General features: G+C 66.0%; 15 protein-coding genes. 7 read left to right on the top strand and 8 right to left on the bottom strand.

The window, feature by feature from the left end; translation table 11 throughout:
* Positions 1-26: 26 nt before the first annotated feature.
* From ACO06P_RS08140 to ACO06P_RS08115, 6 genes are all read right to left on the bottom strand, one after another.
* Positions 27-1,061 (bottom strand): ABC transporter substrate-binding protein, encoded by a 1,035-nt coding sequence (locus tag ACO06P_RS08140; protein WP_420349505.1) that lies wholly within the window; start codon positions 1,059-1,061, stop codon positions 27-29.
* A 316-nt stretch (positions 1,062-1,377) separates the two neighbouring features.
* Complete coding sequence (locus ACO06P_RS08135) at positions 1,378-2,367, bottom strand: sugar-binding transcriptional regulator (protein WP_420349504.1); 990 nt, start codon at positions 2,365-2,367, stop codon at positions 1,378-1,380.
* Positions 2,368-2,450: 83 nt separating this feature from the next.
* Positions 2,451-3,785 carry an acetoin dehydrogenase dihydrolipoyllysine-residue acetyltransferase subunit gene (locus ACO06P_RS08130; RefSeq protein ID WP_420349503.1) on the bottom strand — a complete coding sequence of 445 codons (1,335 nt, stop codon included), beginning with the start codon at positions 3,783-3,785 and terminating at the stop codon, positions 2,451-2,453.
* Between the two features lies 1 nt (position 3,786).
* Positions 3,787-4,806, bottom strand: a complete 1,020-nt coding sequence (locus ACO06P_RS08125; RefSeq protein WP_420349502.1) for an alpha-ketoacid dehydrogenase subunit beta — start codon at positions 4,804-4,806, stop codon at positions 3,787-3,789.
* Positions 4,803-5,918, bottom strand: coding sequence for a thiamine pyrophosphate-dependent dehydrogenase E1 component subunit alpha (locus tag ACO06P_RS08120; protein WP_420349501.1), 1,116 nt, complete (start codon positions 5,916-5,918; stop codon positions 4,803-4,805). The genes ACO06P_RS08125 and ACO06P_RS08120 overlap by 4 nt, the downstream gene beginning before the upstream one ends.
* Positions 5,896-7,239 (bottom strand): NAD(P)H-dependent oxidoreductase, encoded by a 1,344-nt coding sequence (locus ACO06P_RS08115; protein ID WP_420349500.1) that lies wholly within the window; start codon positions 7,237-7,239, stop codon positions 5,896-5,898. The genes ACO06P_RS08120 and ACO06P_RS08115 overlap by 23 nt, the downstream gene beginning before the upstream one ends.
* A gap of 359 nt (positions 7,240-7,598) precedes the next feature.
* Here ACO06P_RS08115 and ACO06P_RS08110 point away from each other — a divergent pair, with 359 nt between their 5' ends.
* The 7 genes from ACO06P_RS08110 (at position 7,599) to ACO06P_RS08080 (ending at position 14,406) form a co-directional block, all read left to right on the top strand.
* Positions 7,599-9,164 (top strand): extracellular solute-binding protein, encoded by a 1,566-nt coding sequence (locus ACO06P_RS08110; protein WP_420349499.1) that lies wholly within the window; start codon positions 7,599-7,601, stop codon positions 9,162-9,164.
* Positions 9,165-9,195: 31 nt separating this feature from the next.
* Positions 9,196-10,125 carry a carbohydrate ABC transporter permease gene (locus ACO06P_RS08105; RefSeq protein WP_420349498.1) on the top strand — a complete coding sequence of 310 codons (930 nt, stop codon included), beginning with the start codon at positions 9,196-9,198 and terminating at the stop codon, positions 10,123-10,125.
* On the top strand, positions 10,125-10,964 hold the full coding sequence (locus ACO06P_RS08100) for a carbohydrate ABC transporter permease (protein ID WP_420349497.1): 840 nt from the start codon (positions 10,125-10,127) through the stop codon (positions 10,962-10,964). Before ACO06P_RS08105 ends, ACO06P_RS08100 begins: the two co-directional genes overlap by 1 nt.
* Positions 10,965-10,967: 3 nt before the next feature.
* A complete protein-coding gene (locus ACO06P_RS08095) occupies positions 10,968-12,017 on the top strand; it encodes an ABC transporter ATP-binding protein (RefSeq protein WP_420349496.1) in 1,050 nt (349 codons plus the stop codon).
* Between the two features lie 13 nt (positions 12,018-12,030).
* Complete coding sequence (locus ACO06P_RS08090) at positions 12,031-12,990, top strand: carbohydrate kinase family protein (protein ID WP_420349495.1); 960 nt, start codon at positions 12,031-12,033, stop codon at positions 12,988-12,990.
* A 62-nt stretch (positions 12,991-13,052) separates the two neighbouring features.
* Positions 13,053-13,790: a hypothetical protein gene (locus ACO06P_RS08085; RefSeq protein WP_420349494.1), complete on the top strand. Its 738-nt coding sequence runs from the start codon at positions 13,053-13,055 to the stop codon at positions 13,788-13,790.
* A 7-nt stretch (positions 13,791-13,797) separates the two neighbouring features.
* Positions 13,798-14,406: a hypothetical protein gene (locus ACO06P_RS08080; RefSeq protein WP_420349493.1), complete on the top strand. Its 609-nt coding sequence runs from the start codon at positions 13,798-13,800 to the stop codon at positions 14,404-14,406.
* On the opposite strand, the gene ACO06P_RS08075 is transcribed toward ACO06P_RS08080, so the two are convergent.
* Both ACO06P_RS08075 and ACO06P_RS08070 read right to left on the bottom strand, forming a co-directional pair.
* Entirely contained in the window at positions 14,403-15,467 is a 1,065-nt protein-coding gene (locus ACO06P_RS08075; RefSeq protein ID WP_420349492.1) for a class II aldolase/adducin family protein, read from the bottom strand. The genes ACO06P_RS08080 and ACO06P_RS08075 overlap by 4 nt on opposite strands.
* Positions 15,464-16,984, bottom strand: a complete 1,521-nt coding sequence (locus ACO06P_RS08070; RefSeq protein WP_420349491.1) for a glycerol-3-phosphate dehydrogenase — start codon at positions 16,982-16,984, stop codon at positions 15,464-15,466. The genes ACO06P_RS08075 and ACO06P_RS08070 overlap by 4 nt, the downstream gene beginning before the upstream one ends.

The raw sequence follows: 16,984 nt of genomic DNA, 5'->3' as shown, positions 1-16,984 counted from the left end.
TCCACTAAAACCAAAAAGGATTGCGGTCAGGGTGTCAGCATTCGCTCTTCGGCCGGCGGCAGGAACTCCGAGGTCCAGACCGCTGCCGGCTCCGGCGTGGAGGAGAGGTCGTAGGCGATGGCAAGCTGGGCAATGGAATTGCTCAGCCGTGCCTCGTCCACGTCGCCGATGCCGTTGGCTTTCACGTGGTCTGTCAGCACGTTGACGTCGAGGGCCAGTTGCAGGCGCTCCAGCTCAAGCCCCTTGTCGATCAACGGATCGCTCTTGGCCACGACATCGATGGCGCCTTCAGGATCTGCGATGATGTCCTTCCAGCCGCGAATGGTGGCACGGATGAAGCCGGCAACGGCTTCGGGGTTGTTCTCGATGAAGTCACCCGAGGCGATGACCGCGTTGCCGTAGAAATCCATGCCGAAGTCGGCATAGAGGAAGTAGCGGATGTCTTCCTCCGCAACGCCCTTGGACTTCAGGTCCAGCATGGACGAGAAGTAGTGGCCGGAGATGAAGTCGACCTGACCCTGGACCAGCATGGTCTCGCGCAGGGCGGGGTCCATGTTCACCCGCTCGACCGCGGCCTCGTCGATACCGGTCTCATGGGCGAAGGCGGGGAAGAGCTTGTAGGAGGCATCGAAAACCGGCGCCCCCAGCTTGCGGCCCACCAGGTCTTCGGCCTTTTCGATGTTGTTCTTCTTCAGGGTGAAGAGCGAGAAGGGTGGCGCGTCGTAGGCCATCATCACGGCTTTCACCGACTGGCCGGGGTTCTGGACGTTGAAGTCCACCAGCGCGTTGATGTCGGCAAAGCCCATCTGGTAGGCGCCGCCCGCGACCCGGGTGACGGCCCCCGCCGAGCCGTTGCCGCTGTCGATGGAGACGTCCAGACCTTCTTCGGCGTAGTAGCCTTTGTCGTTGGCCACCAGGAAGGCGGCCGTGGGGCCCTGGAATTTCCAATCGAGGGTGAACTTGATATCCACCTCGGCCCGGGCCGGGACGGCGGCCAGGGTGAGCATCAGCGCACAGGCGCCGGCCAGCACCGCGGGGTGTAAAGCCTTGGATTTGAACATGCCTCTTAATCTCCCTGTTCTTCTTGGGCGAACCCACAGTCGCCAAAAGCAGCAATTCCCATGCCAGCCACGGTCCGGCAGTTCTCCGCCTGTTCTCTTCCCGTGCCGGCTTTCCGCGCTTGGGCGGCAGACCAGAAATTAGGCAGTCTGCGTGCCGCGTGATCAGGAGCGCCCGCAGTGACAAGCGCCTGCGACCACAGGCGCCGGGCGTTGATCGGCGAGGAATGGGCCGGCGCGCGGCCAGCGCCCCAAGCCTAGTCCATCTCCCGGGTCTTGGAAACTCCTCGGCGCCCGCCCCCGTCGCGGAGCCTCTGGTTCAGGCGAGCAGGCTGCCCGCGGTAATCTCGTCGGTGATGAAGACCGTCGGCTCCAGCAGGCTGATGGCGCCTTGCAGGACGGGGATCTTCTCCGGCCCGCCGGAGATCAGGACCCTTTGCGGCGTTCGTTTCAGACGGTCGATCCCCACCGCGATGGCGCGTTCGTTTACCGGATGGTCGACCAGCGCCCCAGTCTCGTCGATGAAGTTGTAGAGAATGTCACCGACGGCCCCGGCCTCGATCAGCGAGCGGCGCTCCGCCTCAGAGAGGTGGCCGACCCGGTAGGAGGTCGTCAGGGTCGAGATGCCGCCGACACTGAGCAGGGCGATGTCCAGGCTGTCGGCCATTTCGAAGACCTGGGCGATGCCGCAGCGTTCCAGCAGAGCGTACTTGGTCTCCGGGCTGTCGACCAGCGCCGGGGCCGGAACCAGATAGCCCTCGCCCTGGAACAGCTCGTTGAACTGCCAGGCAAACTCCGCCGGGTTGAAGCGGCGGGCCTGGGAAATGCCCCCGAGCAGGGAAACGACGCGGAAGTTCTCCAGCGTGCGCCCGGTGATGAAGGGCAGCGCCGAATAGAGCGTCCGGCCCCAGCCGACACCCACGGTCATGCCGGAGCGCATGGCCTGGGAGATGAAGCTGCCGGCGGCAGCGGCGATGACCTGGCCGGGATCGCTCTCGGCATCCGACAGCGGGGCGACGATGGCCTGTTCGATGCCGAAGCGGGTTTCGAGCTCGCGCTCGATCTCGGTGACCTCGACCAGCGGGGCCTTGATGGAGATCTGCACCTCCCGCCGGCGGCGCGCATCGGCCAGCAGGCGCACGATGGTGACCCGCCCGACGCCCAGGATCTCGGCAATCTCGCTCTGGGTGCGGCCTTCGATAAAATACATCCAGGTGGCCCGCACCCGCATGCGGTGGCTGGCGTCCGGCAGGTTCAGCTGCTGGGCGGCGGAGCGTCTGCGTCCCTGGGGCTTTTCCTGGCGGGCCAAGTGGCACCCTCCTGAGAGTCGATGACCGGAGTTCTACCTTTCGTCTGCGGACGCTTCAAGCCGCGGGCCGCCAAGCCGGGTCATCAGACTGTCGTGGTGACGGGTTGGCCGACTGCCGGCTTGAGGCGACCCGCGATCACCGCCGCCACCTCTTCCGGGGCTTCGAGGTGCGGCATGTGGCCGATGTCGTGCAGCAGGTGGAGTGCCACCCGGCCCGGCGCCTGCAGGGCCTGTTTCCAGGGGAACACCCGGTCCTTGCGGCCCCAGACGATCTGCGCCGGAATCGCAAGGCGGTCAAGTGCGGGGGTGAGGTCGAAGCTCTGGACGGAGTCGGGGAAGAGAGTCTCGGCCAGATCCTGCTGGTAGGCCCGCAGGGCCGGGTCCCTGCGGGCCTGCATGGCGGCCATGACGAAGCTCTCGGTGACGATCTGCGGTTCCGCCGTCAGCTGTTTCAGCCAGGGGGCGAGGCTTTCCTTGCGGCCGGCGCGGGCAAGGCCGGCGAGGACACCGCCGTTCATCTCCGGGCCCAGTCCGGCCGGGGCGAGCATGGTGAGGGAGGCGACCCGCCGCGGGCGGATGTCCGCCAGCGCCAGCGCCAGCGCGGCGCCCAGGGAGTGGCCCACCAGGTGCGCATCCTCGAGGCCTTCGGCGTCGAAGGCCTCCACGACCATGCGGGCGAGGCTGCGGAAGGAGTCCACCGGGCGGCGTGGCGACTTGCCGTGGCCGGGCAGGTCGATCCTCACCAAGGGCCGGGCTGCCGGCAGGCAGGCTTCCAGCTTCTGCCAGCCGGCGGAGTCAGCCGCAAAGCCGTGGATCATGACCAGCGGCGCTCCGGTGTCGCCGCCTGAGCGGTACACCACGAGCGGGCCGCCCTGTGGCTGCCAGCCGGATCCGGCGGAAGATGGCCTGTCCTTCGCCTGGCGCAAGGCGCCTTCCACGTCGCCGCGCGCGATCCGGCCCGCGGGCCCGGACCCGGTAATCCCCGAAAGATCCAGAGCGTTCTCCCGCGCCAGGTGCCGCGCCGCCGGGGTGGCGCGCTGCTTTGCCTGATGATCCGGAGAGATGGTGAGGGCAGGCTTGGCGGGCAGCGATGCGGTTGCATCTTCACCCGCTGCGTTGTCGGGCGCTACCGGAGTTGGGCCCGCGCTGCCGCCTTCCGGCGGCGCTCCGACCTCCTCGTCCGGCGCGTAGATCCAGGCGATGGCCTTGCCGATGGCGACTTCGCTGCCGGCCTCGGCCAGGACGTGATGGAGCCGTCCGCTGGCGGGGCTTTCGACCTCCATGGCCGCCTTGTCGGTCTCGATGTCGAAGAGCGGCTCGCCGCTTTTCACCTCGGCGCCCTCCGCGACATGCCAGGCGGCGATCGTCCCGCTGGTCATGTCCATGTCCACCTTGGGCATGATGACCTCGACGGGCATGTCAGCGGGCCCCGCGCACCACGCCCCGAACCGCGGAGAGGATGTCGGCCACCTGCGGCACCGCCGCTTTTTCCAGTTCGGGGTTGTAAGGAATCGGCGCCTCGGCGCCGCCCAGGCGGACGATGGGGGCGTCGAGGTAGTCGAAGGCTTCGCTCTCGACGATGCTGGCGCTCACCTCCGCCCCGATGCCGAGGGTGCGCACGCCCTCGTAGACGACGACAAGCCGCGACGTCTTGGCGACGCTGGCGACCACTGTTTCCCGATCCATGGGGCGCACGGTGCGCAGGTCGATCACTTCCGCATCGATCCCCTCTTGCGCCAGGGTCTCGGCGGCTTCGAGGGCGCGGTGCACCATGATCGCTGTAGCGACGATGGTGACATCGCTGCCGGTCCGGCAGACTTCGGCCTTGCCGATGGGCACGGTGTAGCGGCCCTCCGGCACCGGCCCCTTCATCTTGTAGAGCAGCTTGTGCTCGAAGAGCATCACCGGGTCGGGGTCGTCCAGGGCGGCCAGCAGCAGGCCTTTGGCATCATAGGGCGTGGCGGCCTGCACCACCTTCAGACCCGGCACATGACCGAACCAGGCCTCCAGGCTCTGGCTGTGCTGGGCCGCCGCGCCGGTGCCGGAGCCGGCGGGAAAGCGCATCACCAGCGGTACGGAGACGGCGCCGCCGAGCATGAAGCGCAGCTTGGCCGCCTGATTGACGATCTGTTCCATCGCCAGGGTGGCGAAGTCCGAGAACTGAAATTCGTAGATCGGCCGGAGGCCGGTGAGGGCGGCGCCGACCGCCATGCCGGCGCCGCCCAGCTCCGAAATCGGGGTGTCGATGACCCGGTCCTCGCCGAAACGATGCACCAGATCGCCGGAAACCTGAAAGGCGCCGCCATAGACGCCGATGTCCTCGCCCATCAGCACGACGCGCTCGTCCTCGGTCAGGGCGATGGCCAGGGCATCGCGGATTGCCTCTGCGTAGCTGAGCTCGCGCAGCGGACTGTCCAGCACGGCGGCCGGGGCTGTCATCCGGCACCCTCTGTTTGGGTCGTATAGACGTCGCGGGTGAGGGCGGCCGGGTCCGGATCGGGGCTTTCCTTGGCGAAGGCGATGGCTGCAGTGATCTCCTCTGCGACCTCCTCCTCCATCCGGGCAAAGCCCTCTTCGCTGAGGATGCCGTGCTCGCTCAGCAGGCCGGCGAAGCGGCGGATCGGGTCGCGGGCGATCCAGGCTTCGATCTCGTCCTTGCTGCGGTAGCGGTTGCGGTCGGACTTGGAGTGCCCGCGCCAGCGGTAGGTCACCGATTCGATCAGGCTGGGTCCTTCGCCGGCGCGCGCCCGTTCGATGGCCGCATGGCAGGCCTCGGCAACGGCGGAGAGATCGTTGCCGTCCACGGTCACGCCCGGCATGGAATAGGCAGCGGCCCGGTCGGAAACCTGGCGTACCGCGGTCGAGCGCTCGACCGAGGTGGACATGCCGTAGTGATTGTTCTCGCAGATGAAGATCACCGGCAGTTTCCAGATCGCCGCCATGTTGAGGGACTCGTGAAAAGCCCCTTCGTTGACCGCGCCGTCGCCGAAGAAGCTGGTCACCACCGTTCCGGTCTTCAGCCGCTTGGCCGAGAGGGCAGCGCCAACGGCGATGGGAATGCCGCCGCCGACGATGCCGTTGGCGCCCAGATTGCCCTTGTCGACATCGGCGATGTGCATGGAGCCGCCGCGCCCGCGGCAATAGCCGCTTTCCTTGCCGAAGAACTCGGCGAACATGCGTCCGACGTCTGCTCCTTTGGCGATGCAGTGCCCGTGACCGCGGTGGGTCGAGGTGATCTTGTCCTGATCGGTCAGCTCCAGGCAGGCGCCGACGGCGCTCGCCTCCTGACCGATGGAAAGATGCATGGTGCCGTGGATCAGACCGCGCATGTAGCTGTCTTCGGCGCCTTCCTCGAAGCGGCGGATAAGCAGCATCTTGCGCAGGGCCTCGCGCAGCACCTCCGGTGTGTAGTGGCAGATTGCAAAGGGTTCGTTTCCGGCGGCAGTCTTACCGGCGCGCCGGCCTGCCGGGCGGGCGATCCCGCCGCTGCCCTTACGGCCTGCGGCCGGCGCCTGTGCGCCGCAGCGTTCAGTTTCCGAAGAGATGCTCATCCTGTTTGGCCCTCAATGCCGCGATCTTTGATCCCTCGGGCGTGGCGGCGTTGTCGTAGGTGATGAGCGTGCCCTTGGGGATGGGTTGCGTGACCCGGCTGTCGGTCAGCAGACCGCAGGGAATGGCCCGTTCGGCACGCGCTTCCTCGGCCCGCATGATCCAGGCGCGGTAGCAGTACTCGCCGATGGCATCCAGGGTCTCGCCGGGTGCCAGATCGCGCTTGGCGACCGCGCAGACCTCCGCCACCGGGCGGTCCAGCGGCACCATGTCCGCCTTGCCATAGAGCACGGCCCGCGCGCAGGTCAGCGGGACTTCCAGCGAGGTCAGGTGATAGGGACGGATGAAGGTGAAGTAGGGGCCGTCCCCCAACTTCAGGTCGGTCATGCGCTCCGACACCCGCGGATGGGACATCTCGGCGACCACGAAGACGCCGGGGGCGACGCCGGCGCCGACGGAATAGTCGACCCGGCCGACGTCCGACAGAACGCCGCCGTCCTTCTTCGGCACCAGGACCTTGGAGAGATCCTCTTTCGTTGCCCGCGGCCCGTGCAGTCCGGGCTTGTCGGGAACCAGGCCGGTGGCGTTGGCGATGGCCGCCATCTCGACCATGGTCTTCGAGCCGTCGATGAACTCCACCAGCATCCGCGGGCTCATGTTGCGACGTTCGGCCTCTTCGACGTATTCGTCCGGCGTCGCCTCGATGTTCAGCGGATTGTTCTTGCCCTTGCCGGCACAGACGATGGGATGGCCCATGGCGGCCACGAACTCGATCAGCTCCATGCAGGACGAGGGCTCGTCGCCGGCCCCCAGGGTGTAGACCACGCCCAGCCGGTCGGCCTGCGCCTTCAGGTAGGCGCCGATGGTGACGTCGGCCTCGACGTTCATCATCACCAGATGCTTGCCGCGCTCCATGGCTGCCAGTCCGATCTCGGCCCCCACGGCGGGCACGCCGGTCGCGTCGATGACCACGTCGATGAGCCCGCTTTCGAGAAGCTTGTCGGCGTCGTCCGTCACGGCGATGGCGCCGTCTTCCATGGTGGCGTTCAGATCGTCCTGGGAGGAAACTTCCTTGGCCCGGCCATCGCCGTCGAAGGCGCTGTTGGAAGCGCCACTGGAAGCGATCGCGACGGCTTTGAGTGCTGCGGGCACGTCCAACTCGGCGATGGCGCCGATGCGGATGCCCGGCATGTGGGCGACCCGGGTCACGATGTCCGTGCCCATCTCTCCGGAGCCGACAAGCCCAATGCGCACGGGCCGGCCAGCGTCGGCGCGCGCTGCCAGGTCCTTGGCCAGGCCGGTCAAAGCGACATTGGTGGGCAAGGGCGGTTCTCCTTTAAATCGCTCGCATTCTCAGTCTAATGAACATGTGTTCTATGGTCAATACGCATGTTCTGGCGTACACTGCCAAGAGCAGCCACAAAGACCTTGACATCTAGCGAACTGGCTTGAACATTTGGTTGATAAAGAATAACATTGTTCAAAAGCGGGTGGGGGAGGAAAAGAACGCCGTGGTCTCAGTACCTTCCCGAAAAGCACCCTGACCTGTCTCTCGCGCTGCGCTGGCGCGCGATTGCCCGACCGGGCCATGCGCCGGCCGGGCCCGCCCAAGGCCCAGGATCGGCTGGCCGGTTCTTGAGGGTTGGGCGGGGACAAGAACGAACACAAGGGAGGAAACAGCGATGCGCAGTACCACTCACGGGTTCACCCGCCGGACATTCCTGAAATCGAGCGCCGCGGCCGGTCTTGCGACCGGGGTCGGAACGTCGCTCGCCGCCCCCGTCTTCGCCCAGTCCGGGCTGCCGGATCCGGCCAGCGTGCTGGCCGACATCTCGGTGCCGAAGTACGTGCGGGAAGATTACCGTAAGCTCTACAACATGTCCGACGAACCGCTGTGGGATCCCAACAAGGACTGGATCCGAACGGTGGACTGGGAAGCCGTGCGTGCCGAACAGGCCGGCAAGACCGTGCGCTTCGCCATCGGCGCTGCCGACCAGGAGTCCGCCGCCGAAGGCCTGGTGCCCTTCGAGAAGCTTTCGGGGATCGAGGTGGAACTGGTTCCCATTCCCGACGACAGCTTCTACGACAAGGCCATCGCCGAGTTTATTTCCGGCAATGCCAGCTTCGACGCGCTGCAGTTCTTCTCACCCTGGCTCGGCGACTTCGCCGCCCCGGGCTTCCTGGCGCGCCTGGACGACTACGCGGAGAAGTGGAAGCTGCCGCTGGATGACTTTTACGACACCTACCTGCTGAACTACGGCCACTTCGGCGACAAGGGTATCTACGGCATTCCCTTCGACTGCGACATTCAGATGGTGCATCTGCGCAAGGGTTTCGTCGAGCAGGTGACCGGCGGGCCGATCGACAAGTGGAAGACCGTCGAGACCTACGACGATCTGATCCGCCTTTCCGGCGAACTCGACAAGATCCAGCCGGGTGTCGCCGGTGTCGGCCTGATGGCGGCGCGCGGCTTCTGGTCGACCTACACCTGGGAGCATGTTGCAGCCCAGTGCGGCATGGACCTCTTCGACAGCGATTGGAACCCGATCTTCAACAACGACGCCGGCATCAAGGGTCTGGAGATCATTCTCGATCTGCAGAAAAACGCGGCACAGGGCGTCGCCGGCTGGGGCTGGCCGGAAAACCGGGCTGCCTGGCTCGGAGGTCAGCTCGCAACCAACATTTCCTGGCAGGACAGCGGCACCCAGGCCATGCGCCCGGACCAGAGCCAGATCGTCGACGACTTCGTCACCATCTACGAACCGCGCGTCGATATCGCAGGCGCCCGCTTCGCGCCGCCGAACATCGCCGGCTCCACCTCTTGCGTCGCCTCGACTTCGCAGAACCCGGAAGGCGCCTTCCTCATGCTCGCCTTCCTCACCACCGCCTCGATCATGGCCATGAACGAGGCCAACGCCAACGGCGTGGCCCCGGGCTACAAGTCGGTGCTGACCAATCCACGGCTGGAAGCGGTCTCGCAGCCGGCCAAGGTCTGGGCGGACAGTCTCGAATACGCCTGGTGCGCGCCGCGCATCCCCGGCATGTTCGAGATGGAGCAGGTCCTCGGCAACGAGATCAACAAGGCCGTCGTCGGCCAGACCTCCGCAAAGGAGGCGCTCGATGCCGGCGCCGAGGCCTGGCGGTCCATCATGAAGAGGAACGGCTTCTTCACCAGCCGCGAACCCTTCCCCTACTCCGCGGTGGAGGCGGGCACTTGGGTGGGGCGCGGCAAGCCTTCGCCGATTTGATTTTCCCGGCTGAAGTGCGATCCTTGCACTGATGACGCAAACCACGCTCAAGGCTGAAGGGGCGGCGCTTGCCGCCGCCCCTCGGCGCGCGCGCCGCAGCCCCTTTCAGCGCAAGATCTTTCCCTACCTGCTGGTCGCCCCGGCGGTGATCTACCTCCTGGGGATCACGCTCTATCCCGGCGTCTTCGCGATCTACCAGTCATTCTTCGTGGTCACTTTCACTGGCTGGGTGCCCAATGGGGTCGGCAACTATGTCGACCTGTTCCAGGACGACGAGTTCTGGGCGGCCCTGTGGAACACTCTGGTCATCGGCGGCATCTCGCTGACGCTGCAGTGTGTCATCGCGCTGATGCTGGCGTTCTTCGCCTACCGCGACCCGCTGATCCGCGGCTGGCGCATCATCTTCCTGATGCCGATGCTCTTCATGCCCTCGGCGGTGGCCTTCATCTGGAAGCTCGCCTTCATGGACGGTCGGGTGATCTCCGATCTCCTGATGCGGGTCGGCTTGATTTCCGAGAACATCGACTTCCTGGGCGTCGTCTGGAACGCCCGCCTGACCCTGATCGTCGCCGACGTCTGGCAGTGGACGCCCTTCCTTTTCATCATCTTCGTCGCCGGCCTGCAGGCGCAGGACAAGGAGATCGAGGAGGCAGCGCGCCTGGACGGCGCCAGCTGGCCGGCGATCTTCTGGAACATCTCGCTGCCGCTGATGCGGCCGGTGATCGCCGTCGCCGTCATCCTGCGCGGCATCGACATCACCACCATGTTCACCAACGTCTTCATCATGACCCAGGGCACGCCCGGCGGCACGACGGAGACGATCAGTTACTTCATCTATCGCACCGGCTTTCGGCTGTTCAATTTCGGCTACGCCTCTGCGGCCTCGGCCATCATGCTGATACTCACCATCATCATCGCCCAGGTACTGCTGAAGCGGTTCTTCCGCTCCGGGAGAGCGTGATGGCGGCGCGACGGAAGTCCGGCGAGAACCTCTTCCTGCGCTACTGCGTGCTGGCGGCCTGGGCGCTGTTCTGCCTGGTGCCGATCCTCTGGTTCCTCTCGATCGGCTTCCGGCCCCGCACCGAGATCATCACCCCGCAGCCGATCTACTGGCCGACCTTCTCCCTCGATGCCTGGCATATGATCTGGGACGACTGGCCCATGGGCAGCTACCTGCGCAATTCGCTGCTGGCCATCGTCGGATCGGTGATCATCGACCTCGTGCTGGCCATTCCGGCGGCCTATTCCCTGGCGCGCTATGAGTACAAGGGCCGTGAGGACATCGGCTTCTACATTCTCTCGACGCGCATGATGGCGCCGGCCATCGTCGCCATTCCCATCTTCTTCCTGTTCAAGAACGTCGGCCTGCTGGACACGGTCTGGGGCCTGATGCTGGTCTACGCGGCGATCAACCTCAGCGTCGTCACCTGGATCATCCGCTCCTACATGCAGGATATTCCCCACGAGTTGGAGGACGCGGCGCGCACCGACGGTGCCTCGGACCTGCGCATTCTCTGGGAGATCATCATCCCGATCTGCCTGCCGGGGATCATCACCGCGGCGGTCATCGCGGCGATCTTCGCCATCAACGAGTTTCTCTTCACGCTGCTGATCGCCTCCACCAAGAACGCCTACACCATGTCGGTGGCGCTGGCGAACTTCACCGGCGGATCGGACGGCAAGATCTACAACGCCATCGCCCTGGTCTCCTTCCTGGCCTTCATACCGATCTTCCTGCTGGTGATTCTCATCCAGAAACACCTGTCGCGGGGGCTGACCCTGGGCGCATTGAAGGGATAGGCCGTGGCTGAGATCGAACTGCGCAACATCTCAAAGAAGTGGGGCCACTTCGTCGGGGTCAAGGATGTGAACCTGACCATCTCCGACGAGGAGTTCGTGGTTTTTCTCGGCCCTTCGGGCTGCGGCAAGACCACCACCATGCGCATGATCGCCGGACTGGAGGACCCCAGCGGCGGCGAGGTGGTGATCGACGGGGAGGTGGTGAACGAGGTGGACGCCCGCGACCGCGACGTGGCGATGGTGTTCCAGAGCTACGCGCTCTACCCCAACATGACGATCTACGAGAACATCCGCTTTCCCCTGCGCATGCGCAGGGTGCCGAAAGAGCAGCACGCCGCGTTGGTGCAGCGGGCGGCGGAGATGGTGGAACTCGGCGACTACCTCGAGCGTAAGCCGGGCGCGCTGTCCGGCGGTCAGCGCCAGCGCGCCGCGCTGGCCCGCGCTGTCGTGCGCCAGCCCCATGTCTTCCTGATGGACGAGCCACTGTCGAACCTGGATGCCAAGCTGCGCACCGCCATGCGCGTCCAGCTGAAGCATCTACAGCGGCAACTGAAGATCACCACGGTCTATGTGACCCACGATCAGGTCGAGGCCATGACCCTGGCGGACCGTATCGTCATCATGAACGGGGGCGAGATCCAGCAGATCGGCACCCCGCATGAGATCTATGGCGACCCCGCGAACACCTTCGTCGCCGGCTTCATCGGCTCGCCGCCGATGAACCTGATTGCCGGCCATCTGGAGGGCGGGGTTTTCAGCGCGGCGGGACTCCGCGTCGAGGGGCTTGCCCTGGACGTCAGCCGCGAAGCCGTTCTCGGCGTGCGCCCGGAGGACTGCCATGTCAACGGCACCGCCGGCCATCTGACGGGCAGGATCTTCGGCATCGAACCGACAGGCGACCAGACCTTCGTCAGCCTGCGCAGCGACGACACCCTCATCGAGATCAGGGCCGACCGCGATTTCCGGGCGCCGCTGGACAGTACGGCCCAGATCAGCTTTGATCTCGACCGTCTTTACTTCTTCGATGCCGCGTCGGGCGAGCGGCTTCGGTGACCTGCGTGGCTCTATGACTTTCGACTATACTTCCCTCGGGTTCTATACCTTCGACTGTCTGGGCCGTCCGGTGACGGACATTCCCCCCGGCGGCGGCACTTATTTCATCGACGAACTGACCCTGGCGGTCTCCGGCGCGGCCGGCAGCGCGGCCATCGTCGCGGCCAAGCACGGCCTGAACGTGCAGGCCGTGGGCGGCGTCGGCGACGACGACATGGGCAAGTGGGTCCTGGAGAAGCTGCAGAGCTTCGATGTCGACACCGTCAACATGGAGCTCTGTGCGGGCGTCGCGACCTCTTCCTCCATAGTGACCACCCGCCCGGACGGGGCACGCCCGGCGCTGCACAAGAAAGGTGCGACCGGCGCCTTCTTCGTCACCGAAGACCGCCTCGACCGGGTTCTCGACACCCGCATCTTCCACATCGGCGGGGTCGGGCTGATGGACCGTATGGACGGCGCCCCCAGCTTTGCGATGATGCGCAAGGCGAAAGAGCGCGGCTGCATCACCACGCTGGACGTTTTCGCGAGTACGCAGGACGACATGCCGCTGGTGGAAGGACTGCTGCCCTACACGGACTATTTTCTTCCCTCGGAAGAGGAGGCGATGGCCCTTTCGGGCCTCAATGACTACGACGACGTGGCCAAGTTCCTCTTGGACAAGGGCGTGGGCTGCGTGGTGCTGACGTTGGGGGCGGAAGGGGCGCTCTACCGGCATAGCGACGGCACCCGGTTTCATCTTCCGGCCTTCGACATCGACGTGGTCTGCACCTGCGGTTGCGGGGACTGCTTCAATGCGGGTTTCGCAACGGGCCTTCACATGGGCCTGGACCCGGAGGCCTGCGTGCGCCTCGGGCAGGCATCCTCGGCCCAGAACGCCATGGGTCTGGGTTCGCAGGCGGGCGTCACTTCGCTGGAGGCGACCATGGCGTTCATCGAAAAGACACCGGTCAGGTCCATGCTTGTGAAAGTCTGATCGCAGCGCTGGTCTCCAGCGCGGGAATCACTACATAATGAAGGTGACAGCTGGTCCAGGCCATGCCCACGACGCAACGAAGCTTCACCCCTTCGGCCGCCCGTCTGCCGCTGAAGGATGCTCTCAGGATGCTGCGCTTCACCATGAAGCGCGGCCGCACTTTTCTTGACCCGCCGCTGGACCCGATTCCTTCACCGATCAGCGACGTGGCGCGGTCGGTGCTGCGGGACTTCGATCAGATCGCCGATCGCGTGAATGACGTCGCCGCGGGCCTGTCCCGGCGGTTCCTCGACAGCGACTCCGGCGAAGGCCTGACCACGGCGACCCTGGAAGAGATCGAGCACATCGGCCATGCCGAAATCGCTTTCGCCCAGGCGGCCTATCACGGGCTGACCCGGGCGCTGCCCCACCTGGGCGCAAGCGAAGGGCTGGTGAGCGAAGTGCGTAGCGCAGAGGCTTACAAGGCGGCCATTCAATCCGGTGCGGCGGAGAAAGACCGCTTTGCCCTGGCCGCGGCCCTGATGCAGGAGATGGTCGATCGCGGCGTCATCCGCGACCTGCTGCCGGCAGCCAGGGAAGAGGAGAGTGAGCCTCTTACCGAGGAAGAACTGGAGAAGCTCTCCATCTTCGCTCTGATCCTGTGGTTTCTGGCCGAGCGGCAGGACGGGCCGGAGGATGCCGAAGCGCTGTTGCTCACCTGCTGCGACATGGCCGAGGCGCTGAAGACCGAGGTGGCCGAGTGCATGGGCGACGCCGAACGCCTGCGGGCACTTCTTTCCGCTTACGCAGACAAGATCTGAGGCGACCATGGCGCTGCCGCTGCCCGATTCCCTGCCGCAGACCGACCGCCCGATCCGCCGCGCGATGCGCCGCATGCGGTGGTTCAAGCAGTCGTTCGCGCGGCAGGTGGAAGCGATTTCGGCGGCCAGCGGTGTCGACTACCAGATCCACAATGACCGCCTTGCCCAGGTCTTCATTCATTGGCTGAGAGCCTTCGAAGCGCAAAAACCGAAAGACCCGGCGGCGCGGCGCGCCTTCACCAACTTTGCCTCCGGTCTGATGCTGCAGCAGTTGATCCGCGACGTACCGCTGGAGGTGGTCAGCGTGCCGGTGGGCTCCGACGCGTCCAACCCGGCCTTCTACTGGCCGGAGGGCTATGCTTACGTCGCCTACTGCCTGAACGTGCGCGCGGCGGTGCTGGCGCAGGATTTCGACGAGACGCTGACGCTGGCTCCGGATCTCTCCAACATCCGCACCTGGTGGTCCTTCAAGGAGAACGTGACGCAGGACCCCGCGCTGGCGATTGCCTTCCTTGATCTCTTTTCCAGTGAGGACCCCAACTGGTCGACGCCGACCCTGTTCTATGAGCAGACCGCCCAGCTGGAAGGGCCGTCGGATTCTGAGCAGATCGTTTAAGCGCTGCCTGCCGGACTGCGGTCCAGCGTCTGGCGGTACTTCTCCGCATCCCAGTTCAGGAGTTCGGCTTCGTCTTCCGCCGTCAGGCGGGTGAGCGCTGCCTCGGGGTCGAGCCGCTGGGCGACATCGCCCAGGCAGCGGGCCATGGCCTGCATAGCGGGCGACGCGTCGGCCGGCAGGGCGACGCCGCGTCCCGGAAACACGACGAGCTTCTGGCGGGGTTCCTCGGTCGCCCTTGCCAAGGCTACGTCCGGGGACTCGTCGGGAGCGGCGACGAAGACACCCGGTCCCAGAAAGATGACATGGTCCGGGTAGAAGCTGCCGCCGCGCAGCCGCCCCAGGAGCGCGGGATCGAAAGCGAGAGCGGTCGTTGCCGGGTGTTCGACGGCCCGCCATCCGTGGTCGCCCAGGGACTGCGGAAGGTCGGGCGTTGCCGGCTCCTGCCCGCAGAGGGCAGGCGTCAGGCGGCCGGCCACCTCGCGGATGAGCCTTTCAGCCTCCTCAGCCGTTTCGGCACCGGCGGCAAGCCCATGGTTGCCGAGCACGAGAACCCGGGTCTCCGGACCGGTCACGGAATCGATGGCCTGGGCGAGGGCGAGACCGGGCTTGGTGTAGGGGACGAAAGCCGCGCCCAGGTCGGCCAGGCGTTCGGCGACGACCTGCCCTGCATCCGCGCGCAGAGCGGTGGCGATGGTCGCGACGCAGTGGGTGTGCAGGACCACCGGCCAGTCGAAGATCGCATGAACGGAGGTTTCGATCGAGGGGCGGAGATCGCCGGCGTTCTCATCCTCCGGCACGAAGACGGCGCCGTTGTCGGCCTTGGGGTCGCCGGCCTTCAAGGCCTCGCGCAGCCGTGCAAGGTCGACCGGCACCATGATGTCCTCGGTCTCGGCCTCGGCCAGCCAGGTGCCGGAGGCTTTCACCAGCATGGCGACACCGTCCTTCAGGGAGGCGTTGCCGCCGGGTCCCTGGACCTGCAGAGGATCTCTGCCGAGGCGGGCGGAGACCCGGCAGAGGTCGGTAAAGGCAGACGTGTTGCGAAGGCTTTGGTAGGGGCTCATGCGACGGCATCCAGTCTCAGCCATTCTTGAAACGCTGCCTGCTCCGCCTCGGTCAGGAAGAGACCGTGTTTGGTTCGGCGGGTCAGGATGTCCTCGGCGCTGCGCGCCCATTCGCGCGCGATCAGCCACTTGGCCTCGCGTTCATAGAACAGCGCCCCGAAGTGACGGCCGAGGTCGGCGAGAGACTTTGCCTCGCCCAGCATCTCGGCGGCCTCGCTGCCGTAGCAGCGCCCGTAGTGGTGGGCGAGGTCGGCAGGCAGCCATGGCCGGGCCGCCCGGAAGTCATTCAGCCAGGCCTCGAAGTCGGCATTCTCGATGGCGCCGCCGGCAAGCGGTGCCGAAGCGGTCCAGGCCGGCCCCATCTGCGGGAACCACGCGGCAAGCTTCTCCAAGCTGTGCTCCGAGAGCTTGCGATAGGTGGTGAGCTTGCCCCCGAAGGCGGAGAGGATGGGTGCCCGGCCGTTGCCGCCGTCGATCTCCAGTTCGTAGTCCCGGGTCACGGCGGAGGCGCCCTTGGCCGTATCGTCGTCGTAGAGCGGCCGGACGCCGGAGAACGAGGCGACGACATCCGACGGGTCCAGCGTTGTCTTGAAGTAACGGTTCAGGATCGCCAGGAGGTAGTCGGTCTCGCCGCGGTCGATGGCGACATCCTCCGGACGGCCGTCGAAGGGAATGTCGGTGGTGCCGACCAGCGCCAGGTCGTCGAAGTAGGGATTGACGAAGATCAGCCGCTTGTCATGGGCCTGCAGCACGTAGCCGTGGTCGCCCTGCCACCAGCGCTTCAGGATGATGTGGCTGCCCTTGACCAGGCGCACGCTGCGCTTGGCGTTCACGCCGGCCACGTTGCCCAGCACCTTCTCCACCCAGGGTCCCGCGGTGTTGACGATGGCGCGGGCCTGGATATCCCGCAGGACTCCGGTTTCCGCATCCTTCAGGCTCGCGTGCCAGATCTCCCCATCGCGGCGGGCCGAGAGACATTCGGTGCGCGGCAGGATTTCGGCCCCACGCCGCGCGGCATCGACGGCGTTGAGGACCACCAGGCGGGCATCGTCGACCCAGACGTCCCAGTATGCGAAGGCCCTGGTGAAGGCCTCGCGCAGCATTGTTCCCTCCGGTGCGCTGCGCAGGTCGAGCGCGCGGGTGGCCGGGATTCGTTTGCGCCCGCCCAGGTGGTCGTAGAGGAAGAGGCCGAGGCGGATCAGCCAGCGCGGCCGCTGCTCCGGGCTGTGCGGCAAAACGAGCTGCAGCGGCCAGGTCAGGTGGGGCGCCACTTCCAGCACCACTTCCCGTTCGATCAGGGCTTCGCGCACCAGGCGGAACTCGTAGTACTCCAGATAGCGCAGGCCGCCATGAATGTACTTGCCGGAGCGCGAGGATGTGCCTTCGGCCAGATCGCCCTTCTCGCAGAGCACGACGGAGAGACCGCGCCCGGCGGCATCGCGTGCCACGCCCACGCCGTTGACCCCGCCACCGATGACGAGAAGGTCGACAGGGTTGTTTCGGAGGACTGATGGCAT

Origin of the sequence: Pelagibius sp. (assembly GCF_965227505.1) — a bacterium.
Lineage (GTDB): Bacteria > Pseudomonadota > Alphaproteobacteria > Kiloniellales > Kiloniellaceae > Pelagibius.
The sequence above is the reverse complement of the archived record's forward strand: the minus strand, read 5'-3'. Positions and strand labels throughout refer to the sequence as shown.